Annotated in this window: 21 protein-coding genes; 18 read left to right on the top strand and 3 right to left on the bottom strand. The window is 33.4% G+C overall.

Features of this window, described 5'->3' with window-relative positions:
• The first annotated feature begins 3 nt into the window (after positions 1–3).
• Positions 4–1,908, top strand: coding sequence for a mechanosensitive ion channel family protein (locus tag ACNI3C_RS02630; protein ID WP_419770699.1), 1,905 nt, complete (start codon positions 4–6; stop codon positions 1,906–1,908).
• A 20-nt stretch (positions 1,909–1,928) separates the two neighbouring features.
• Here the strand turns inward: ACNI3C_RS02630 and ACNI3C_RS02625 are convergent, their stop codons facing one another.
• Together ACNI3C_RS02625 and alaS are read right to left on the bottom strand one after the other, a co-directional pair.
• Complete coding sequence (locus tag ACNI3C_RS02625; protein WP_419770698.1) at positions 1,929–2,420, bottom strand: hypothetical protein; 492 nt, start codon at positions 2,418–2,420, stop codon at positions 1,929–1,931.
• Positions 2,417–4,972, bottom strand: coding sequence for an alanine--tRNA ligase (alaS, locus tag ACNI3C_RS02620; RefSeq protein WP_419770697.1), 2,556 nt, complete (start codon positions 4,970–4,972; stop codon positions 2,417–2,419). Before alaS ends, ACNI3C_RS02625 begins: the two co-directional genes overlap by 4 nt.
• 236 nt (positions 4,973–5,208) lie before the next feature.
• Here alaS and trxB point away from each other — a divergent pair, with 236 nt between their 5' ends.
• From trxB to mnmL, 4 genes are read left to right on the top strand one after another with little or no spacing between them, the layout of a single operon-like run.
• The gene (gene trxB, locus ACNI3C_RS02615; protein ID WP_419770696.1) at positions 5,209–6,138 is read left to right on the top strand and encodes a thioredoxin-disulfide reductase; all 930 of its coding nucleotides are present in this window, start codon (positions 5,209–5,211) and stop codon (positions 6,136–6,138) included.
• Positions 6,139–6,149: 11 nt separating this feature from the next.
• The gene (gene dapB, locus ACNI3C_RS02610) at positions 6,150–6,923 is read left to right on the top strand and encodes a 4-hydroxy-tetrahydrodipicolinate reductase (RefSeq protein WP_419770695.1); all 774 of its coding nucleotides are present in this window, start codon (positions 6,150–6,152) and stop codon (positions 6,921–6,923) included.
• A 10-nt stretch (positions 6,924–6,933) separates the two neighbouring features.
• Positions 6,934–8,280, top strand: a complete 1,347-nt coding sequence (gene purF, locus ACNI3C_RS02605; RefSeq protein ID WP_419770694.1) for an amidophosphoribosyltransferase — start codon at positions 6,934–6,936, stop codon at positions 8,278–8,280.
• Between the two features lie 27 nt (positions 8,281–8,307).
• On the top strand, positions 8,308–9,267 hold the full coding sequence (gene mnmL / locus ACNI3C_RS02600) for a tRNA modification radical SAM protein MnmL/YtqA (protein ID WP_419771473.1): 960 nt from the start codon (positions 8,308–8,310) through the stop codon (positions 9,265–9,267).
• Between the two features lie 28 nt (positions 9,268–9,295).
• On the opposite strand, the gene ACNI3C_RS02595 is transcribed toward mnmL, so the two are convergent.
• Positions 9,296–10,192 (bottom strand): LysR family transcriptional regulator, encoded by an 897-nt coding sequence (locus ACNI3C_RS02595; protein WP_419770693.1) that lies wholly within the window; start codon positions 10,190–10,192, stop codon positions 9,296–9,298.
• Positions 10,193–10,313: 121 nt separating this feature from the next.
• Between ACNI3C_RS02595 and ACNI3C_RS02590 the strand changes: the two genes are divergently transcribed.
• The 13 genes from ACNI3C_RS02590 to ACNI3C_RS02530 all read left to right on the top strand — a co-directional run bounded on the left by ACNI3C_RS02590 (position 10,314) and on the right by ACNI3C_RS02530 (position 23,377).
• The gene (locus tag ACNI3C_RS02590) at positions 10,314–12,362 is read left to right on the top strand and encodes an ATP-dependent helicase (RefSeq protein ID WP_419770692.1); all 2,049 of its coding nucleotides are present in this window, start codon (positions 10,314–10,316) and stop codon (positions 12,360–12,362) included.
• A 48-nt stretch (positions 12,363–12,410) separates the two neighbouring features.
• Positions 12,411–13,259: a tRNA pseudouridine(55) synthase TruB gene (gene truB, locus ACNI3C_RS02585; RefSeq protein WP_419770691.1), complete on the top strand. Its 849-nt coding sequence runs from the start codon at positions 12,411–12,413 to the stop codon at positions 13,257–13,259.
• 6 nt (positions 13,260–13,265) lie between these two features.
• Positions 13,266–14,030, top strand: a complete 765-nt coding sequence (locus ACNI3C_RS02580; protein ID WP_419771472.1) for a 4-(cytidine 5'-diphospho)-2-C-methyl-D-erythritol kinase — start codon at positions 13,266–13,268, stop codon at positions 14,028–14,030.
• Positions 14,030–14,500: an SsrA-binding protein SmpB gene (smpB, locus tag ACNI3C_RS02575; protein WP_419770690.1), complete on the top strand. Its 471-nt coding sequence runs from the start codon at positions 14,030–14,032 to the stop codon at positions 14,498–14,500. Before ACNI3C_RS02580 ends, smpB begins: the two co-directional genes overlap by 1 nt.
• Positions 14,501–14,846: 346 nt before the next feature.
• The gene (gene ccoN / locus ACNI3C_RS02570) at positions 14,847–16,313 is read left to right on the top strand and encodes a cytochrome-c oxidase, cbb3-type subunit I (protein ID WP_419770689.1); all 1,467 of its coding nucleotides are present in this window, start codon (positions 14,847–14,849) and stop codon (positions 16,311–16,313) included.
• Between the two features lie 15 nt (positions 16,314–16,328).
• Positions 16,329–17,012, top strand: a complete 684-nt coding sequence (gene ccoO / locus ACNI3C_RS02565) for a cytochrome-c oxidase, cbb3-type subunit II (protein ID WP_419770688.1) — start codon at positions 16,329–16,331, stop codon at positions 17,010–17,012.
• A 12-nt stretch (positions 17,013–17,024) separates the two neighbouring features.
• Positions 17,025–17,249, top strand: coding sequence for a cytochrome c oxidase, cbb3-type, CcoQ subunit (locus ACNI3C_RS02560; protein ID WP_419770687.1), 225 nt, complete (start codon positions 17,025–17,027; stop codon positions 17,247–17,249).
• 1 nt (position 17,250) lies between these two features.
• Positions 17,251–18,144: a c-type cytochrome gene (locus tag ACNI3C_RS02555; RefSeq protein WP_419770686.1), complete on the top strand. Its 894-nt coding sequence runs from the start codon at positions 17,251–17,253 to the stop codon at positions 18,142–18,144.
• A gap of 1 nt (position 18,145) precedes the next feature.
• Positions 18,146–18,382 (top strand): DUF4006 family protein, encoded by a 237-nt coding sequence (locus ACNI3C_RS02550; protein WP_419770685.1) that lies wholly within the window; start codon positions 18,146–18,148, stop codon positions 18,380–18,382.
• A gap of 105 nt (positions 18,383–18,487) precedes the next feature.
• Positions 18,488–19,126, top strand: a complete 639-nt coding sequence (locus tag ACNI3C_RS02545; RefSeq protein ID WP_419770684.1) for a hypothetical protein — start codon at positions 18,488–18,490, stop codon at positions 19,124–19,126.
• A gap of 8 nt (positions 19,127–19,134) precedes the next feature.
• Complete coding sequence (locus tag ACNI3C_RS02540) at positions 19,135–19,689, top strand: hypothetical protein (RefSeq protein WP_419770683.1); 555 nt, start codon at positions 19,135–19,137, stop codon at positions 19,687–19,689.
• Positions 19,646–22,057: a PD-(D/E)XK nuclease family protein gene (locus ACNI3C_RS02535; protein ID WP_419770682.1), complete on the top strand. Its 2,412-nt coding sequence runs from the start codon at positions 19,646–19,648 to the stop codon at positions 22,055–22,057. Before ACNI3C_RS02540 ends, ACNI3C_RS02535 begins: the two co-directional genes overlap by 44 nt.
• Positions 22,058–22,285: 228 nt before the next feature.
• A complete protein-coding gene (locus ACNI3C_RS02530) occupies positions 22,286–23,377 on the top strand; it encodes an Opr family porin (protein WP_419770681.1) in 1,092 nt (363 codons plus the stop codon).
• The last annotated feature ends 50 nt before the right edge of the window (positions 23,378–23,427 follow it).

Here is a 23,427-nt window from a genome sequence, read left to right as displayed (position 1 = left end):
GTCGTGGGGAGATATTTAAAATTTCATTTTCTGTTTGTTTTACTTTTTGTTGTAAGCAGTGCTTTAGGCATTGATACGGTTTTGGACAAAGTTCAACCGCAACCGCAACCGCAACCACAAGCACAAGCACAAAGCAGCAGTGAATTTGAACTTGATATTGAGAGTTTAAAAGAGCTCAATAAAGAGTTACGCGTTAATGAAAAAGCCAATGAAGGTGATGTGTATGTCCACAAAAAAGTTTTTTTAGAAAATATCTTAAACTATGTTGCCAATGATAAACCCATCTTTTTTGATAAAGAGAAAATTACTGCTAATTTAGAACAACTTACCTCAAAAATGTCTGCCAATGAGAGTTATGGTTATGATGTTGCTTATATACGGGATGAACTTGAAGTGACGTATATTAACAATACGGTCGAGTTTTTTGAAGGAATGAACCATTTAATTAAATTACGCAACAGTTATATCTCTCAAAAAGGATTGAGAAACTATATTGAAACCATCAAAAAAAATATCAAGAATGCCCCTTTGGAGAAAAAATTTGATGATTATTACAATAACAATAAAAATATCGATGCTAAGTTATATGATGAGTTGAGATTAAATTATTCCATTTATAAAACCGATGTATTAACGTATTTAGAGATTTTGAACTATTTATCTAATAACAGTAACAAAATTGAAAAAACAAACTTTTTGGTGAGTAAATTCAATTTAGAGTATTGGATTAAGCTGATCAATTCAAATGATTTGGTTGAAAATATCAATATCTATCTTAATTTCTATTTGCAAGTCGATATTGGAAGCATATTATTGGCAACACTGTTTTTCTTGATTATCAACTCTTTGATTGTTTTTGTCATGCCTTTGATGATAACAGTGGTTCAAAAAGGGCAGAGCAATCAAGCGACTAAAAGAAAAAACACGCTCATCAAACGTTTTTTAACCAACGCTTTTTATTCTCCTATTCGGTTTTATTTGCTCATTTTTTCAATTGAACTCTTCTTTGAAATCATTCATAAAGGACAGTTTAATATCTCAAAAGTTGAGACCTTTATTAATATTGCGTATATTATCAACAGTGGTTATTTGGTGTATAACATATTTGATGAGTGGATCAACAATTTCTCCGAAATATTTTTTGAAAGACACGCCAATGTACGAAAAGAGATGGTCGGTTTTTTACTCAAACTTTTTACTTTTATTCTTGTCATCATCGTCACGTTATTTATTTTAACCGAATTAGAGTTTGATGTAAAAGCGATTTTAGCCTCACTGGGAATTGGTGGTATTGCCATTGCTTTTGCAGCCAAAGAGACAGTCAGTAACCTTTTTTCAAGTGTGAATTTAATGCTGGATAACTCTTTTAGTCAAGGGGATTGGATTGTAACAGATACTTACGAAGGAACGGTGATTGAGTTAAAAATGAGAACCACTACCATTCGAACTTTTGATAATGCATTGGTCTCTATTCCCAACTCTTTATTGGCGTCAAGTTCCATAAAAAACTGGAGTAAACGTGTTATTGGACGAAGAATAAAGATGAACATCGGAGTAACGTATGAAAGTAATTTTGAAGACATTCGACAAGCGTTAATTGACATTGAACAAATGCTTTTAAATCATCCTGATATTGCCAGTAAAAAGACCAATATTGATGGGGTGACCACGAATGTCAAATTGGCTAAAAAAGAGGATATTTTAGGAATCAAAAGAGATATTTTGGTTTATTTGGATGCGTTTAGTGAGTCCTCGGTGGATATTTTAGTCTACTGTTTTTCAAGAACAACCAATTGGTCTGAGTGGTTAAGTGTCAAAGAAGATGTAATGTTTAAACTCGCAGAAATCATCAAAACAAATCATTTAGAGTTTGCGTATCCAACACAAGTGACTCACTTTAAACGTTAGATAAAAAAAGAGGTTTATTTTTATAAACCTCTTAAAATAATTCCCAAATAAATGGCAATACACCCTAAAACAATATTTAAAGGAATCATCCATTGGGCAATGGGTGCCAAATAGGCTCTTGTTTTGACCATATCATCTTCTAAAAAAGCTTTCTCTGCTTTGTTTCTTCGGATATAAATGGCAATAAAAACGAGTGTCATTATGGTCCAAATGCTCTCTTTTATATGAATAGCAAACTGTAAAGAAGTTCCTTTAAAATCAATTGCAAAGACCATAATCAAGGCGGTAATTAATAAAATTGCAATGATGGGAATAACAATATTAAAAAACCGAATAAGGTTCTCTAAGGTTCTTTCCAATTTTAATTTTGGCTCAATGATGGTTTGCATTGAGTAGTGAATTGCAAATCGTATGGCAATCATTCCTCCGACCCAAATGATGGCACTTAGGACGTGAAGAAATACTATAATTGAAGAAAAGTTTGCAAATATTTCATGGCTGAGTTCTCTCAAATGTTCTCCTTAGCATAAAGTAAAGCAGCTGTTTTAGCTTCTTCTACTTTTGTGATATCTTTTCCTCCCGCTTGTGCGAAGTCAGGTCTTCCACCACCACCTCCACCGACGATTGGCGCAATATTTTTAATCCAATCACCGGCTTTGAGTGCTGTATTTTTGCTTCCTGCAACAATCAATACCTTATCATCTTTTGGTTGAATGAGAAGTACGACTACTTTTTCATGAGCATTTTTTAAATCGTCAACAATCTTTTTCAAATCGCCATTTTCTAAAATTTCAACCACAACTGTGACATCACCTATTTTTTCTTCTTTAATGGGAGTTGAAACAGCATTTTGTGCCTCTTGTAACTCTTTTTTGAGTTCTTTGATTTGCTCTTTTAATTTGGCAATTCCTGCAAGGGGATCAATGTTTTTAACTTCTGCTTGAATTTGAGCAAGTTTGGCAATATTGTCTTTTGCAAAAGTGGTTGCTGCCAATCCACAAACGGCTTCAATTCTTCTTACTCCTGCGCTGACTCCTGACTCTTTTGTAATAAAAAAGCTACCAATGTCAGCTGTATTTCGTACATGGATTCCACCACAAAATTCAACAGAAAAATCACTGAAAGTAACCACTCTGACCATATCCCCATATTTTTCACCAAACATGGCAATGGCACCTTTTTGTTTTGCTTCTTCAATAGGCAACTCTTCAACATTTCCAGCAATTCCTCGAGTAATCATTGAGTTGACCAAATCTTCAACTTCATTGATTTGTGCCTCTGTCATGGCTTTTGGATAGGTGAAGTCAAATCGCAATCGACTTGAGTCATTGAGTGATCCCGCTTGAGAGACATTGTCTCCTAAAACCATTTTTAACGCACTTTGCAACAAGTGAGTCGCACTGTGATGTTTTGCGACTTCATATCGATTGACAACAACGGTATCAATGACTTCACCGGCATTTAAATTTGATTGAACGACTTTGATTTTAGATAAGTTTAAATCAAAGAATTTTTTTGTATCAAGTACCTCTGCAATGTGTTTGTTGTCTTCAATAATTCCCACATCGCCTGCTTGTCCACCTGATTGTGCATAAAAAGGCGTTTGTTCAAGCATAACCCAACCACTTTGGCCTTGTTGTAGTGTCGAAACTTCATTGAACTCATTATCAAGTAAAGCAACAATTTTTGTTCGGTAAGCGTTGTTGGTGTATCCTACAAACTCATTTTTGCCATATTTTTCCAATAAACTTTTAAAATCACCCGAGTTAGAGACATCACCGCTTCCTTTCCAGGCCGCTTTTGCTTTTGTTTTTTGCTCCAACATCAATGCATCAAATTTCTCAGAATCGACATTTAAGTTCACGGTTCTTAACATATCTTCTGTTAAGTCTAATGGAAATCCAAATGTATCATAAAGTTTAAAAGCAACTTCACCGCTGAAAATATCTTTGGTGTGTTCTAACTCTTCATTAAACAGCGCCATTCCTGAATCAATGGTTTTAAAGAATCGATCCTCTTCAAGTGTGATTTGTTCTTTAATATATTTGCTCTTTTCCGCCAATTCGGTGTAATGGTCACCCATCATAGAAACCAAGGTATCAACCAGTTTCGCCATAAATGGTTTTCTAAATCCCAGTAAGTAACCATGTCGAACGGCGCGTCTTAAAATTCGTCTTAAGACATAACCTCGACCCTCTTTGTCAAACAAAATTCCATGTGAAATCATAAAACTGACTGCTCTTAAGTGATCAGCAATTACTCTGAAACTGCCTATTGTTTCAGCCGTTGGTTCTTTTTGACTTAATTTTTTAACTTCGTTGATGAGAGGGGTAAACATAGAAGAGTCGAAATTGTTAAATTTTCCCTCTTTAATGGCAATGACACGCTCAAGTCCCATACCTGTATCAATGGAAGGTTTTGGAAGCGGATTGAGTTTTCCTGCGCTGTCTCTTTCGTATTGCATGAAAACCAAGTTCCAAATCTCTAAAAATCGATCACCTTCCCCACCTAAATAATCTTCACTTGAAGAAAAATGATCGGCACCTTGGTCATAAAAAATTTCACTGCAAGGGCCACATGCCCCTGTATCACCCATAGACCAAAAGTTATCTTTGTCCCCAAATCTTTTGATGCGTTCAGGAGCAATATGTTTGATCCATAAGTTAAATGCTTCATCATCTGTTTCGTGAATCGTTACCCAGAGTCTCTCTTCTGGTAATGCTAAGTTTTTTGTGATAAATTCCCAAGCATGAGCAATGGCATCTTCTTTAAAATAATCACCAAAAGAGAAGTTTCCTAACATCTCAAAGAGAGTATGATGTCGTGCTGTATAACCAACATTCTCTAAGTCATTATGCTTCCCACCCGCACGTACACACAGTTGGCAACTTGTTGCCTTAGGGTTTTTAGGTCGAGGAATTGCACCTGTAAAAATATCTTTGAATTGAACCATTCCAGCATTTGTAAATAGCAGTGTTGCATCATCGGGAACCAATGACATGCTGTCATATATTTCGTGTCCTTTACTTTGAAAAAACTCTAAAAACTCTTTTCTGATATCCATGTAAATTTCCATTAATCTTTATTTTTCACGATTGTATCAAAAAATTCTTTTATAGAAGATTAGTAAAGAGGCATTAAAAGTGAAATAAACCTTAACCAATTGGGTTAAATATTTTTAATTAATCTTGTGCTTAATAAATTTTGAGTATCATTGTGCCTTTACATTAAGAAGAACAGAAAAATCAAAATTTAGATGAACATATTAAAAACATTATGAATAACAAAGAAGGAAATTGTATGTTAGATTTAGCAATTATCGGGGGAGGACCAGCTGGTTTAACAGCAGGTTTATACGCTACAAGAGGTGGATTAAAAAACGTAACAATGTTCGAAATGGGAATGCCTGGTGGACAAATTACTGGAAGCAGTGAAATAGAGAATTATCCTGGGCAAAGTGCAGTGGTTTCTGGTATGGATTTGATGGAGAGCTGGCCAGCACAAGCCATGAAGTTTGGATTAAAGCATGAAATGAAACAAGTTTTAAAAGTAACAAAAAATGACAACATATTTCAAATAGAACTTGAAGATGGAACCAAACAAGAGGCAAAAACGGTTCTGCTTGCAACAGGATCGGTGCCAAGACGTGCAGGGTTTGTAGGTGAAGATAAATTCTTTGGAAGAGGAATCTCTACGTGTGCAACGTGCGATGGATTTTTTTATAAAAATAAAGAAGTGGCATTAATCGGTGGTGGAGATTCAGCACTTGAAGAAGCCGTCTATTTGGCAAAAACGTGTTCAAAAGTTTACTTAGTTCACAGACGAGATACTTACAGAGCCGCACCAAGTACCATTGAACATATGAAACATTGTGAAAATATTGAAGAGGTCACGAATGTTGATGTTGAAGAAGTCATTGGTGATAACATGGGCGTGACAGGATTGATTGTAAAATCAAAACAAACAGGAGAGACAAGACAGTTGGATGTTCCTGGTGTGTTTGTTTTTGTTGGAAGAGATGTGTTAAGTGATTGTTTGAAACAAGAAGATGGAAACTATCTGTGTGATGTGAATGCACAAGGTGAAGTGGTGGTTGATTTACGAATGAAAACATCGGTACCCGGATTGTATGCTGCAGGTGATGTAAGAATTGACGCGGCAAAACAAGTCGTATGTGCCGCAGCCGATGGTGCAACAGCAGCTGTTAATATTATTGAATATTTAGGATAAGAGGAAAGTCGATGATAAACGTAGGGGTTATTGGAAGTACAGGAAGAGTAGGGTCATTGTTAATTGATGATTTGGCTTCTGATCAAGAAGTAAGATTGAGTGCATGCCATGTTTTTGATGAACTGAAAAAAGTTGTACCCGAAGGTACGATTGTTACGAATGATATGAAAACGTTATTAGAAGCATCTGACGTGGTTATTGATTTCAGTGCACCCGCAGCAACAGAAGCACTTCTTACTGAAATTGTTGAGAATGGTGGAAATACACCTTTGGTTATTGCAACAACAGGGTTTAATAAACATCAACAAAATCTTCTTATTGAAGCGAGTAAAAAAGTTCCTATTTTATATGCAACAAATATGAGTTTAGGGGTTGCTGTTTTAAATAAATTGGTTTCATTGGCGTCTAAAACATTAAAAGAGTTTGACATTGAAATTGTGGAACAACACCATCGGCATAAAGTAGATGCTCCATCTGGAACAGCATTAACTCTCGCAGAACATGCTGCTCGTGCAAGAGATTTAGACCTTGATGCCGTCAGAGTCAGTGGACGAGATGGCGTTATTGGTGCAAGAACAAAAGATGAAATTGGCGTGATGAGTTTACGTGGTGGAGATATTGTCGGACGACATACGGTTGGACTATATAATGATGGTGAATTCATCGAGTTACATCATACAGCTACTTCACGAAACACTTTTTCAAAAGGTGCAATAAAAGCAGCGAAATGGCTTGTTAAACAAGATACAGGTCTTTATTCGATAAATGATTGTTTAGGATTATAAGGATTAATTTATGTGCGCAATAGTTGGAATATACGGAAATGAAAATGCAGCAAGACTGGCTTCAATAGCCCTTTTCTCAATGCAACACAGAGGGCAAGAAGCCACAGGAATCAGTTCATCATGCAATGGTAAAATCCATACAATTAAAAACAGAGGTTTGGTTTCTGAAGTTTTTACGGAAGAGGCATTAACAGTTCTGAAAGGGAATATGGCCATAGGTCATAACAGATATTCAACAGCGGGCGGAGACTCTATTTTAGATGCTCAACCTATTTTTGCAAAATATAAATTGGGTGAAATATCTATTGTTCATAATGGCAATTTAATCAATAAAGATGAAGTCAGAAATGATTTAATTGATAAAGGGGCTATATACCAAACAGGAATGGATACTGAAAACTTAATTCATTTAATCGCAAAAAATTCAAAAGACCGATTAAGAGATAGAATTAAAGAGGCATTAGACAGAACCATTGGTGCGTATTGTTTTATTGTGCAATCGCGTTCTAAACAGTTTGTTATTCGAGATAAACATGGCATTCGGCCATTGTCTATTGGAAAGTTAAAAAGTGGTGGGTATATTGTTGCAAGTGAAACGTGTGCGTTTGATTTGGTTGATGCAGAGTTTATCAGAGATGTAAGACCTGGTGAAATGTTGATTTTTGATGAAGGAAAAGATGAGCCAGAATCACTTCAATTGTATGAACCAGATTTTAGACCTTGCGCGTTTGAATATGTCTATTTCGCCAGACCAGATTCAGTCATTGACGGTAAAATTGTTTACAGAACAAGAGAAAATATGGGAAGAACATTGGCTCAAAATGATGCCCATTTAAATGTACATTATGACATGGTTGTGCCTGTACCTGATTCTGGTGTTCCAGCAGCATTGGGATATGCCAGTGAAAGTGGGATTCCCTTTGAGTATGGAATCATCCGAAATCATTATATTGGAAGAACTTTCATTGAACCCACACAAGAGATGAGAAACTTAAAAGTCAGAATGAAACTCAGTCCTATGAGATCGTTGATTGAAGGGAAATCTCTGCTGGTTATTGATGATTCAATTGTTCGAGGAACAACCAGCAAAAGAATTGTGAAGATGTTAAAAGATGCTGGGGCAAAAGAGGTTCACTTCAGAGTTGCCAGTCCCGAAATTAAATTCCCATGTTATTATGGAATTGATACTCCCAATCAAGAGGAGTTGATTTCATACAGAATGACCAAAGAGGAAGTCAAAGAGTACATTGAAGCAGATTCATTGGAGTACTTAAGCATTGATGATTTGGTCACTTCAATTGGTGGTGAAAGAAATTATGCCTTAGAGAGTTTTAACGGCGATTATTTTGTAAAGTAAATTGTGGTTAAAAAAATATCTCTACAAATGCAATTAAAAGCAGTCAATACCATTGGTCGGTATTTTCGGAATAAATTTGGTGAAAAAGTCTACAAAGTGCCCATCAGTATCAGTGGATTTACCTGTCCAAACATTGATGGTACAGTAGCTTATGGGGGTTGTTCTTTTTGCGAGAATGACTCTTTTAGCCCCAATCTTCAAGATAAAAAATCGAAGTTTAAACTCAGTCCAAAAACCACAGAAAATATCTATTTAAACAATCAGCTTAAACAACTTGAAATGCAATTTAATGTTACAAAAACACGGCTGGAAAAAAAGTTTGGTGCAAAGAAGTTTATTGTCTATTTTCAATCGTTTACCAATACGTATGCTCCTCTTGATACTCTTAAAGCACTTTATGAGAAAGCGCTCAGCTTTGATAATGTTTTGGGTTTGTCTATTGGAACACGTACGGATTGTATGAGCGAAGATATTTTAGATTATCTGTATGAACTCTCTTTAGAAAAAGAGATTTGGGTTGAGTATGGGGTGCAATCGTTTTATGATAAAACACTAGAAACAATCAACCGCGGTGATGATGCTTCTAATATGAGAAAATGGATTAAAAAAACCAAACACAAAGGATTGCTTGTTTGTGCACACTTGATTTATGGTTTGCCCAATGAGACTCAAGAGATGATGCTTCATACTTTAGATGAAACATTAAAATTACATGTCGATTCCATTAAATTTCACCCTTTGTATGTTGTTAAAAATACTCTTTTGACCAACGAGTATAAAAAAGGAAACTTCACTCCTATTAGTGAAACACTCTACATCAATACTGTGGTTGAATCTATAAAACGATTGCCCAAAAATGTTTATGTTCAAAGAATCACTGCTGGTATTGCAGACAGTTCACTTCTATCGCCTTCTTGGTGTAAAAACAAACATCAACAAATGTTCAATATTAAAAAAGCGTTAAAAAAAGAGGGATTGATTTATTAACTCTAAAAGGTAACGAGAAGACTCGTTACTATTTCATTTTAAGAAGGTAATCGACCACATTTTCAATAAATGCGTCGTGTTTTCTGTCTTTTCTATAAGCAATATAGAGTTTTCTGTGCATTCGTTGTGTTCCAATTCTTGACTCAAACAGTACCCCTGTTTTTAAAAGAGTATCAATGGCATTTCTTGAAACAATAGAGACCGTAGGTGAACTCTCTTTTGAAGCGTGTAAAACTGTTTGTACAATGGTTGTTGCACTGGTGACTTCACTGGTAACATCAAAGGAGTCACAATCGGGAAAGTTGGCTTTTTCTAAACTCTCTTTAAAAATTGCACGTGTATTTGAATCGGGGTTTCGACAGACCCATTTGTATGAGAGCAAATCCGTTGCTTTTGCACGTGCAGGGAGTTTTTGATTAGAGAAGACAACAATTTCATCTTCCATCCACTCTCTGTAGATAATATTCTCTTCTGGAATATAATTTTCAACCAAAGCGATATCGATTTTTTTATCCAACAAATCATCAATGGCTTGACCTGAAACCGTAACGTTAATGGAGACATCATTATGAATGTTGGCTTTTAAGTCATTTAAAAACCGTGGCAATATGTAATTTCCTATGATAAACGATGCGCCAAAGATAAATGTAATATCTTTATTCATAATTTTGAGTAACTCTTTTTCAGCATTGGTAACACATTTTTCAAGTTTCAGTGCAATTGCATGCAGCATTGCGCCCTCTTTGGTCAATCTTATGCCATTTTTCTTTCTTTCTAATACTTTTGTATCTAAATACTCTTCGATAAATTTCATTTGTTGCGTTACAGCAGGTTGTGAAATTCCAAGTTTTGCAGACGCTTTAGAAAAAGACTTTTCTCGAACAACTGTCAAAAATGTTTCAATTTTTGCAAAATCGGTAAGCATATATTTTTAGCCTTTAGAATAAGTTATTATTATCATAACATTTGTTTATATAGAAATTAATTAAGTCGGATAATTAATTTATTATTAATATGATATAATAAATGATTCTAGGAGTTTTTTTATGTCAGAAAATATTTTATCATCACTCAATGAGTCACAAAAAGTCGCTGCATCTCATATTGACGGTTCTTTATTAATTCTTGCTGGAGCAGGAAGTGGTAAGACAAAAACCATAACAAGCAGGCTTGCTTACTTAATCTCAATTGGGATTGATCCCTCTTCAATTTTGACATTAACATTTACAAATAAAGCAGCCAAAGAGATGAGAGAAAGAGCATTGTCTTTGATTAAAAACTCCCTAACATCACCTCTTTTATGTACATTTCACAAATTTGGGCTTCTGTTTTTAAAAATGCACATGAGAGAACTTGGACGAAAAAGCAATTTTATTATTATTGATACTGACGATAAAAAAAGAATATTAAAATCCATTGATAAAGAGCTGACAACAGCAATGGTTGCAAGTGAAATATCTAAATATAAGAACTCCATTTTAACCCCTGCAGAAGCAAAATCTGCCGCACAATTAAAAGTGTATCAACAAATTGCCGACATTTATGAGAAGTATGAAAATTATTTAGCCGAAAACAATTTGGTAGATTTTGATGATTTACTGCTTTTACCGTATAAAATTTTAGAACAAAACAAAGAATTATGTGAAAAAACAAGCAATCAGTATCAATATATCATGGTCGATGAGTACCAAGATACAAATGAATTGCAATACAGATTGCTGAAAAAACTCTGTTCAACACACAACAATATTTGTGTTGTGGGAGATGATGACCAGTCCATTTATGGCTGGCGTGGGGCAACCATAAAAAATATTATTAATTTTGCAGAAATTTTTGAGAACACCACTGTCATTAAACTGGAACACAACTACCGATCGACGGACACCATTTTAGAACATGCCAACCAACTCATTGAACACAACCGAGACAGAATGGGAAAAAAACTCATTGGTACGAAATGTAAAGGGAATTCAGTTCGAGTCTATGAATCACATGATGAAAATGAAGAGACAAGAAAAATTGCAGATGACATTAATAAATTAATTGACTCAGGTGTGAGTCCCAAAGATATTGCCATTTTATTCAGAGTGAATGCTCTCTCAAGATCTTTAGAAGAGGGGTTTAACAAAGCACGTATTGCGTATAAGCTTGTAGGTGGAATGAAGTTTTATGAACGTTCTGAAATAAAAGATTTGATTGCTTATTTTAGAACATTGACCAACAAAAACGATAATTTCTCTTTTAAAAGAATTATCAATAAACCCAAACGTGGTATTGGTAAAACAACTATTGATAAACTCGATGCACAATCTGCTGAGAGTGAGAAATCTATTTTTAACATTATCAATGATTCAACGCCAGATGAATTAACAACATTGGTGGGTAAAAAAAATGCACGAACTTTGAAAGTATTCATCGCGTCTGTTCTGGATTTGCAAGATGTATTAAGCCAATCAAAAATGAGATTTTTGGACTCTTTTGAAGAGACATTTGATTTCAGAAGTTCATTTGATAATCTTCCAGATGGTATGGACAGACAAGCCAATATTGATGAGTTTTATGGATATATCAGAGACTATTTTATGCAAAACCCACATTTAGACTTAGACGATTTTTTAAATGAAATTGCTTTGGACAGTGAACAAGAAGAGTTAGGTCAAGAAGCGGTTTCTATGATGAGTATACATGCTTCAAAAGGCTTAGAGTATAAACATATTTTTGTCATTGGTTTTGAAGAGGGGTTTTTCCCAATAGTGGGCGATGGAAGCGATATTGAAGAAGAGAGAAGATTGGGATATGTTGCTATCACGCGTGCCATGGATGAATTGACACTGAGTTTTGTACACTCTCGATTTTATAAAGGGAAAAGAGCAACATTATTAAAAAGCAGATTTTTGAGTGAATGTGGTCTGATTAAAGGTTGTTTGACCATTGAAAAACAGAACACTTATAAAAAAGGTGACTTAATACAACACAAAATTTTTGGAATGGGACGAGTCCAAAAAAGTGTTAAAGCGGGAAAAGATTTTAAACTTACGATTAATTTTGGTGGGAGCCACAGAGATATTTTATCTTCATTTGTTGAGAAAATATAAGCTGCCATTTAGATTCTAACTCATAATAACAAAAATGCTTGAGGGAAAATGCAAAAAAGACTTTATGATAAAAAACAGCTGAATAAATTGGTTGTGGTAAATAAACCAATGTACATGAGTTCTAACTCATATTTGGGGCGTGTAAAACGGAAATATAAGAGTAAAAAAGCAGGTTTCAGTGGTACATTAGACCCTTTTGCATGCGGCTGTTTGATTGTTGCATTTGGTCAATATTCAAAGTTGTTTAAATATTTAAAAAAAACACCTAAAAGTTATCGTGCAGTTTTATGGCTTGGAACAACTTCAGACTCTTTGGATATTGAAAATATTATTGATATTCAAGATGAAAAAGTGTTGGATAAAAACGAGATAGAAAAATGTATAGAGAGTTTAAAAGGTGATGTAACGTATATCCCACCCAAATATTGTGCAAAAAAAGTTGATGGCATGCGAGCATATGAGTTGGCCAGAAATGGTGTTGAAGTAGAGTTAAAAGAGTCGGTGATGAATATTCAAGAAATCAAATTTATTGGGTACTCGCATCCGTTTATTACCTTTGAAGCAACCGTCAGCGAAGGATCGTATATTCGCAGTTTAGCGCAAATTATCGCTAAAAACTTGGGTGCAGTTGGAACACTCTCTTATTTGGAAAGAATCCATGAAGGGGATTTTTTTTATGAGAATGAAAAAGATCTTAATCCTTTGGATTTTTTAGACATAAAAGAGAATGTTTACACAGGCACAAAAGAGTGGCTATATGATGGTAAGAAAATCGATATAAACTATTTAGAACACAAAGAACAAGGGCAATATTTAATTGTCTTTGATGATTTTTTCAGTATCATTGAAATCAGTAACAACAAGGTAAAATATTTGTTAAATAAGGTATTATTGTAGATGAAAATGACAAAAAAAGCGTATGCAAAAGTCAATATTTTTTTAAAAATAGCAGCAAAAAGAGAGAATTACCATGAAATTGTTTCTCGGTTTGTGCGTGTAAATCATTTGTATGATACGGTCTCAATTATTCCTCAAAACGATAAAAATGAGTTTAATTTAATCGGGGAATTTGGGTGTGAAACAGAACAAAACACTATTTATAAAGCATTTGTAGAGTTGAGAAAATATTGCCCAAAAATTGATGCATTTTTTAGAGTCTATTCGGTTAAAGTCGAAAAACACATACCAGAGTTTGCAGGGCTTGGTGGTGGGAGTTCCAATGCAGCTGCTTTTTTATTATTGGCCAATGAGTTGTTTGATTTGTACTACTCAAAAGAGAAATTGGCAAAAATCGGTTTAAAAATTGGAGCCGATGTACCGTTTTTTATCTATGAGTATTCAAGTGCCAATGTAACAGGCATTGGAGAAGTGGTTGAAGCGTTTGAAGAAGATGATTTGGAGATTGAAACATTTACACCTAACATCAAGTGTGACACGGGAAAAATATTTAAAACATTCAGAGAAGATTTTTATCGACAGATATCCGAAAATGAAGCAAAGAGATTGTTGAGTATGAAAAGCGTTGATATTTTAAAGACATTAAGTATTGAAGAAGCAAATGACCTATATACTTCGGCACTCCAAAATGAACCCGCGTTAAAAGCGTTTGAAAAAAAAGATTGGTATTTTAGTGGCAGTGGCAGTTCATTTTTTAAGGTAAAACAATAATGGCAAAAGAAAAAAAGAAAAATTTGGTTTTTAAAAATAAAAAAGCTTTTCACGATTATTTTATTTTAGATACCTATGAAGCGGGTATTGAACTTCAAGGCAGTGAAGTAAAAGCCATACGAGATGGACGTGTAAATTTAAAAGATTCTCATGTGCGTATTATTCGCAATGAAGTTTTTTTACTCAATATGCATATTTCACATTTAAGTACAGCACATACGACCTACCGACCCGATGAAAGAAGAAGTCGAAAACTTTTGATGCACAAAAAAGAGATCAATAAACTTTTTGAAAAAGTCAGTAAAGAGGGAATGACAATTGTGCCTTTAAAACTCTACTTTAATGCAAGAAATTTAGTTAAAGTACAAATAGCAACAGCTCAAGGGAAAAAATTGCACGATAAACGTGAAGATTTAAAGGCAAAAACCATGCAACGTGAGACTCAAATTGCATTAAAAAATTGGAAATAAAGAATCCACTTTTAGACAGAAAATTGAATAAATTTTTTTGTTGTTTCAATCTGTAGCATCTGAATTTAAGTAAATTATTTTTTTATTTATTTGGCACATAAAAGTGGAAGTACGCACACAAAAACTCTTCATTAACTCTTTCCCCTCTCTTTCTTAATATTGATCTGAAATAGCGATAAATTATTTCTAAATGATAAGTATAAAAAAGATTAAAACGTGACATAAAATTAAAGAAAACTTAAGAAAACAAATAAGTAATTAAGCTTAAATTTATAGCGACTTCGATAGAATTAGTTCGATAAGTGACTGTATGGTGACTTGTATATCAAAAATTAGGAGGAGATTGATGCAAAACGGTGCACAGATTGAGTACGACTACTCAGTTGCAAAAGCGTTTACGTTTTCAACAATTCTGTTTGGTATCATCGGTATGGTAATTGGAGTGGTTTTAGCATTCCAAATGGCATATCCTGAACTAAATAATTTGGCAGGAGAATATGGTACATTCTCGAGATTAAGACCTTTACACACTAATGGTGTTGCTTTTGGTTTTTGTTTGAGTGGTATCTTTGCTACATGGTATTATGTGGCACAAAGAGTATTGAAGGTTTCTTTAAAGGAATCTCCATTCTTAATGGGTGTAGCTAAGCTTCACTTCATTTTATATTTCATCACTATTTTATTAGCGGTTGTTACACTTTTTATGGGTATCACAACTTCTAAAGAGTATGCTGAATTAGAATGGCCTATTGACTTGCTTGTTGTTGTGTGGTGGGTACTTTGGGGTATCTCAATTTTTGGATTAATTGGTATTAGAAGAGAGAGAACTCTTTATATTTCTATTTGGTATTATATTGCTTCGTTCTTAGCGGTAGCAATGTTATATTTATTTAACAATATGGAAGTTCCAACTGCTTTAGTATCTGGATATGGTGATTGGTATCACTCAGTATCTATGTATTCAGGAAGTAATGATGCTCTGGTTGAATGGTGGTATGGACACAATGCGGTTGGTTTTGTATTTACTGTTCCAATTATTGCAATGATCTACTACTTTTTACCAAAAGAGTCAGGACAAAATGTTTATTCTTATAAACTTTCTATCTTAGCTTTTTGGGGATTATTGTTTGTTTATTTATGGGCAGGTGGTCACCACTTGATTTACTCAACTGTTCCAGACTGGATGCAAACTATGGGTTCTGTTATGTCTGTTATTCTTATTTTACCATCATGGGGATCTGCTATTAATATGCTGTTAACTATGAAGGGTGAGTGGCAACAATTACAAACTAATCCATTGATTAAATTCATGATTTTAGCTTCAACTTTCTACATGTTATCAACAATTGAAGGACCAATTCAATCGATTAAATCTGTAAATGCAATTGCGCACTTTACTGATTGGATTCCTGGTCACGTACATGATGGTACATTAGGATGGGTTGTATTTATGATTATGGCAGCAGTATTTCATATGGTTCCTAGAATGTATAAAAGAGAAATCTATTCTAAATCATTAATGGATACACAATTTTGGTTACAAACAACTGCAATCGTATTATACTTTACGTCAATGTGGATTGCTGGTATTACACAAGGTATGATGTGGAGAGCATATGATGAATATGGTTCATTGGTTTACTCTTTCATTGATACAGTAAATGTATTACATCCTTATTATGTAATTAGAGCTGTTGGTGGATTATTATATTTAGTTGGTGTATTTATGTTCGCATATAATATTTATAAAACTGCAACTGCTGGTAGAGTTCTTGATCAAGAACCAGCAAATGCAACGCCTATGGCAGCTTAAGAGAAAGGGGTTATCATGTTTCATTGGTTAGAACAAAGACCGTTTTTCTTTGCGGTTGTTGTATTTTTAATGGTTGCATTTGCAGGACTTGTGGAAATTATTCCAGATTTCGCAAAACAAAGTAGACCTACAGTTGGTACAAAACCATATACTGTATTAGAGTTAACAGGAAGACAAGTTTATATTAAAGATTCTTGTAATGCGTGTCACTCACAATTAATCAGACCATTTAAATCAGAAACTGACAGATATGGTATGTATTCATTAAGTGGTGAGTATGCATATGACAGACCATTTTTATGGGGTTCAAAAAGAACAGGTCCAGATTTAATGAGAGTGGGTAATTATAGAACTACTGACTGGCATGAAAATCATATGTTAGATCCAAAATCAGTTGTTCCTGGTTCAATCATGCCAGCATATGGGCACATGTTTACAAACATTGCTGATATTGACACGGCTTATGCTGAAGCGTATACTGTTAAAAATGTATTCTCAACTCCATATGACCAAGATTTAAATGGTGATGGTCAAGTTGACGTTCCTCTTGGTTCGTATGAAGAAGCAAAAGCCAGAGCTTTAGAAGAAGCAAAAGTAATTGCTGCAGGTATGAAAAACCAAGCAGTTAAGGATGCCGTTGCAAACGGTCAGGTTCCTGAAATAGTTGCGTTAATCGCATACTTAAATTCTTTAAAATAAAAGAGGATTATTATGGATTATGAAACTTTGGTAAATATTCAAGGCTATGTTAAGTTCTTTCTTGTATTGATTGTTTTTATTGTGTTTTACTCTTATGCATATTCAATATACAAAAGAGACAAAAAAGGCGAAAGAGATTTTGAAAAGTACTCAAATCTGGTTTTGGATGATTCTATAAGTTCTAATCCTCTTGAATCTAGAGAGAAAAAATCAGAAAAAATGGATAAGGAGAACTAATATGAAATCTATGGTTATAGGTGGTATTATTCTTATCATTGCTTTAATGGCAGGAACCTATTACGTAGCGGGTGATGCTTTTAGCTTTGGTGAGGATTACATCAACGACCTTACTATGTTAGCGGGATTAGCAATTATTGGTATAACAGTATTTGTTGCGCTAAAATATGTAAATCAAATTAAAAATGATACAGCTAGCGGTGAGTTAGCTGAAGAGAAATGGGATGGTATTGGTGAATTTAAAAACCAATTACCAACAGGTTGGGCGTTAGCTTTTATTGGAACTATTGTTTGGGGAATGTGGTACTGGACTGTTGGATATCCAACAAACGGTTTTTCTCAAATCGGACAATGGAATGAAGAGACTTTAGACTATAACTCTAAGTTTGAAAGCAAATGGCAAAATCCAGATGCTGCAACTTTGAATGCAATGGGTGAATCAATTTTCTTAGTACAATGTGCACCTTGTCATGGTGTAGATGCAAACGGAATTGATGGAAAAGCGCAAAATCTTACAAAAAGATTAACTAAAGAGAGTGTTATTTACACTGTTAAAAATGGTGCAAATAATTTCAAAACTCAATATCCAGCAGGAATGCCTCCTATGATGTTAACTGATGATAAAGATATCAATGAAGTTGCTGAGTATGTTGCAGGTGGATTTGTAGGTACTGCTCCAGAATCTTTTGGTGTATGTGCTGGATGTCACGGTCCTGATGGTAATGGTATGGCTTATGTCGCTCCAAGTCTTAAAACTTATGAAGATTCACTTGTTGCAAGTGTATTAGATAACGGTAAAAAAGCTAATATTGGACAAATGCCTTCTTTCAAAGGAAGACTTAACGAAACACAATATAATGCATTAGCCAGTTATATTAGAAGTTTAGGAGAATAAGATGGCAGGTAATACTCAAATGAACGATAATGAAAGAGGAGTATTTAGCATTCATGGTGTAACTGGAATGTTAATTGCTACAGTGTTGTTGCTTTCTATTCTTGGTGCACTTCAGTTTTTAGGCTGGGGAGCTCAAAATGCTCAAGCAACTAACTTTTATAAAATCAATCAAGATATAAATGCAATTAAGTTTAATAGTGCTGACAACAGTAAGCACTATGAACTTGTTGGTAAGTAAGGAGTACTGTTATGGATAAAATTATTGGTATTTTACTGGTTGCTATAGCAGCGCTATCAATTTATCTTACATTTCTATCTCCAGATAGACTATTCGTAGGTTAAGTTGAGAACTTTACAAAACTTTAAAGTAGAAGTGTTTTTTACACTTCTACTTTTTTTAACTACACATATTTATGCAAGCACAAACAAATATATATTAAGTCATGATGATCTCATAGATCCTCGCGCAATAGAAAAAATATTAGAAATTGGTACTGAAGTTGAAACCAAAACCGGTGTAAAAATTTATCTTTATGTTAAAGATGATTATGGCATTGATCGTACTGTTTCAGCCAAAGAAAAATTTGAACAAATAAAATCTGTCGAAGAAAATATAATAAAAGAACTCAAAACGCCTTATGCTTTATTGACCATGTCACTTGAGCAAACACATGTAAATCTAATTGTTTCAAACGAATTAAAAAAAGTGATTGATAAAGATGAAATTTTAAATGATTATGTTATCCCATTACTTGCATCAAAAGATAAAAATTTACTTTTGTCAAAAGTCAGCGCAGCAGCTTTAAATGGCTATGCTCAAATTGCTGATGATATTGCAAGCAGTCAAAATATTACATTAGAGTCAAGCATTGGAAACAGTGGTAAAACGATTGGTACAATTTGGAGAGTATTTATATATTTTATCGTTATAGTTGGATTGATTCTTTATACGGTTGCCGTATTACGAAGTAAAAAGAGATAGGATATTTAATGAAAAGAAATTATTGGCCTTTACTGTTTATAGCAATTTTCACATTTACCTTAGGAATGATTATTTGGACTATCAGCAGTGCAATAAAAGTGCCTGTTAATCAAGATGAAAGTTTTTTAAATTCATATCAAAAAGTTGAAATGAATTTTAATGAAATTTCAGAATCAAATCAAAGATTTTTAGAAAAATATACTTTTGAAATCAAAATGAATAAACAAACATTTGGTTTATCATTCGATGATATTTACTTTTCTCAAAGAGTCATTGAAGATAAATCAACACATAAAGATATTTTTAATGTCGGTGAAAACAGCATTGATATTATTATCAAAGATAAAATAACGCAAGCTGTTGTACCAAATGCTCTTATTACTTTAAGAGTTACAAGAGCAACAAATAATAAGAGTGATATTAATTTGGAGAATTTTATGCTGGTAAATGACAGCTACCATTCACAATTTGAGTTACTCTTAAAAGGCAATTGGAATATAACAGGTGTAATTACGGTAGGTGATAATAAAGGTTATATTTACTTTAAATCAAATGCCATCTAAACATTTGTTGGTTTTTCCAACATCAAGAGCCATTCGAGCCTATGTTAACAATTTTAACGAAAATAGGCTCTTACCTACACTTTTAAGTATTGATGAACTCTTCTTTAAGTCTATTACGGTGGGGAACCGACAGTTTATAGATGAAGAGCATCAATTCTTATTTCTAAAAGAATCTACAAATATCAAAAATTTCTCAAAATTGGGCATTTCAAATAACTTTAATGATTTTATCAAACAAAGCAATTACATTTTCAGATTTTTCAGTGAATTAAGTGCAGAAAAAGTCAGTATTGAAACCATACAAAGTGCAGATACGTATGAGTTTTATGAAGAGCATTTATCAATTCTAAAAAAAATTAAAGAGAACTATATCCAATTGTTAGAAGAGAATGGTTATGTGGACAAAATAACACTGGGCAATGTATATGCTATCAATAAAGCGTATATAAAGCAGTATACGACAATCGAAATATTTTTCGAGGGTTACTTCACAAACTTTGAATTTGACTTGATAGAAGCCATTTCCAAGCTTACAGAAGTCATTATTCACTTAGATACCAACGAATACAATAAAAAATCGTATGAAAAGTTTGTAAAGAGTGGTTTTTTATTGGAAGAGAATAAAAGATATAAAATAAATATCTCTACAAAAGAGATTGTATCTGTCAATGCGTTGCAAAATAAAATCCAAACCATTGAATTAAAAGCGTTCAGTACCAGAGTCAACCAAATCGCTTTTGTAAAAAAAGCCATTACAGATATGATACATCGTGGCATAAAAGCAGAAAAGATTGTTTTAATTGTCCCCGATGAACAGTTTACACAAACACTGCAACTTTTTGATGATGAGGCATACTTCAATTATGCGATGGGAAGAGAGATTAAAACCTCTAAGTTATTTAGTACTGTTGATGCCATCTACCACTATTTTAATGAAAATGAACAAAAAAATATTGATTATGTCAATTTCCTCAATTTAGATAATGAGTATTTAAACACAAAAATAAAAAGCTCATGGAACCGACAAATTACCATCGAACTTTTTGAAGAGATTGTTGAATTTGTGAAAAAAGATGAGCCAAATGAAGATATATTGGAAAAATTTGAAGAAGAAGTTTTCAAACTTAAAAATTTGATTTTTAACTACAATCAAACTATTTCGTTAAAAGAGGCGTATAAATTTATGCTTCAAAGAGTATCTCAAATCACAACAGATGATATTAATGGTGGAGTCATAACCGTAATGGGACTGTTAGAGACAAGAGGTGCTTTTTTTGATGGCGTAATTATTGTGGATTTTAATGAAGGCATTGTGCCTAAAAGAAGTATAAAAGATAAGTTTTTATCTACAGCTGTTAAAAAACATGCACAATTGCCCACACTAAAAGATCGTGAAAATCTGCAAAAATATTATTACAATAAGTTGTGTAAAAATGCCAAAGAGGTTTTTATATCGTACGTAAGAAATGAAACTTCACAAATCAGTCGATTTGCCAATGAGCTGTTTCCTACGTATAAAATTGAGAATAAAACTTATGACGAAGTCTACAAAAACATTTTATACACGAAAAACAGATTAAGCCATTTTAATGATGATATTGTTTTTGATATAAATTTAGCAAGCGTAGAGTGGTCAGCAACCTCTTTAAAGATATTGTGTGAATGTAAAAGAAAGTTCTATTTGAAATATATTGCAAAAATTCATGAACACCATTTCAGTCTAAAGCCAGAAGGGTTTGAGTTGGGACGTTTTATTCATAAAGTTTTGGAAGATTTTTTTAATAAAAACAGAAGAGTTGAAGCGACAACAACTCATGATATTTTAAATGAATATTTCCAAAATATACAAAACCTCAATCCTTTTTTGATTTTGGATTTAGAGATTTGGAAACAAAAACTGCAAAATTTTATTCAAAATGAGAAAAAAGAGTTTGAAAAAGAAAAAGAAGTGTTTCAAACAGAGATGCCTTTTAAAATTGTTCATAACAATATTGTCTTAAAAGGGGTCATTGACAGAATTGATGTTTCAAATGATGCTTATGAAATCATAGATTATAAAACAAGCAGTTCTTTGAAAGTTGATACAATTAAAACCTATGAAAAAAGTACAGATTTCCAACTGGAGTTCTATTTTCTTGCTATGAAAAATCAGTTAGAAGAGAACAGAAACTTGAAGCAACGGAATATTAAACCCTATTATTACGATTTAAACAGTGCAACAATGATTGAAGAACAAGTCTTAAATGAAAAACTCATCCGTTTGGACAGTGTGTTACAAGAGTTAAATACCAAAAGTGTCAATTTCAAAAAATGTGAAGATAAATTAACTTGTCAGTATTGTCCGTATACAACGCTGTGTGCCAGATAAATGTATATTTAGTATACATTTTAGTCATCAATTGAGAATGTTTTAAAACAAAAAGAACACTTTTTTAAGTAAGAAATCAAACTTGCACCATTATTGTATAAAAAATATACACATAATATGTTTGATTATTTGTAATATGTTGTTATAATTTTTCATGAATTTTTTCAATTCTAAATCGAAATCTAATCAGTAGATTTAAAAGTGCGAAAATAAAAAAAAAGGATCAAAATGAAAAAATTAAGTTTAGTAGCATGTGGATTATTAATCAGTAGCAGTGCATTATTTGCAGAGTCATCAACCATTAAAGAGGCATTCGCAAATGGTAAAGCAAGTGGTGATATAACTGTTTATACTGAAAATGTAGATGCAAAAGGTGGAACAGCAGATTCAGCTTTAACTTCTGGATCAATTGGATTGTCATTTGAAACAGATACTATTTATGGTATCAGTGCTAAAGTTGGATTCAGAGGGAATCATGAGTTAGATTCAAAAGAGAGTGGTGATTATGTTGCTTCTTATGCAAATAAAGGAATTATTACTGAAGCAAACGTGAAATATGAAGATGATAATGTTGCATTAATTATTGGTCGACAAGCCATTGATCTTGAGTGGTTGGGTGATTATAATGATGCGGTTGTTGGTGTAATTAAAGCTGTGCCTAATACCTCAATCATCTTAGGATACACAAACAGAAAAGCAGAAATTGGAATTGATACTCAAGAAGATTTCACTGAAATTACTAAAGACGGTGCATATGTATTAGATGTACAATATACAGGAGTTGAAGGATTATTGATTAACCCTTACTACTATTCTGCACTAAATTTTGCAGACTTTTATGGTACAAAAGTGGCGTATGATACAGATATGTTTGGTGTAACAGCACACTATGCTCAAACAAATGAGGATGTATCTACAACAGATGATGGAGATATTTTAAATTTAGAAGCCAGATTAAACGTAGCTGGTGTTGCTCTTGCAGCTGGTTATATTCAAACAGATAAAACTGGTGCCGTAGGAAGCATGTCTGCATATGGTGATAACATCAATCCATTTGATGATGGAACAAATGTATATGGAACAGATGCAACAACATATTATGGAAGTGCATCATATACAATTGCAGATGTAAGTTTAACTGCCTTATATGGTACAACTGAATATGGTACAACAAATACAGATACAGATGAGTTAAATTTAATTGTTGGATACAATTTTACGGAAGAGTTATCTGCATCGGTAACGTATGTAAATTATGATGATACTGCAGCAGCGAAAGATTACGACAAAGTATATGCTAACGTAACGTATGCATTCTAAGAGTTGTATAAGATAAAAAAAGGGGAAAGTCGTTTGACTTTCCCCTTTTT

The organism is Marinarcus sediminis (SeqCode) (genome assembly GCF_048571275.1).
GTDB lineage: Bacteria > Campylobacterota > Campylobacteria > Campylobacterales > Arcobacteraceae > Marinarcus > Marinarcus sediminis.
The sequence above is the reverse complement of the archived record's forward strand: the minus strand, read 5'-3'. Positions and strand labels throughout refer to the sequence as shown.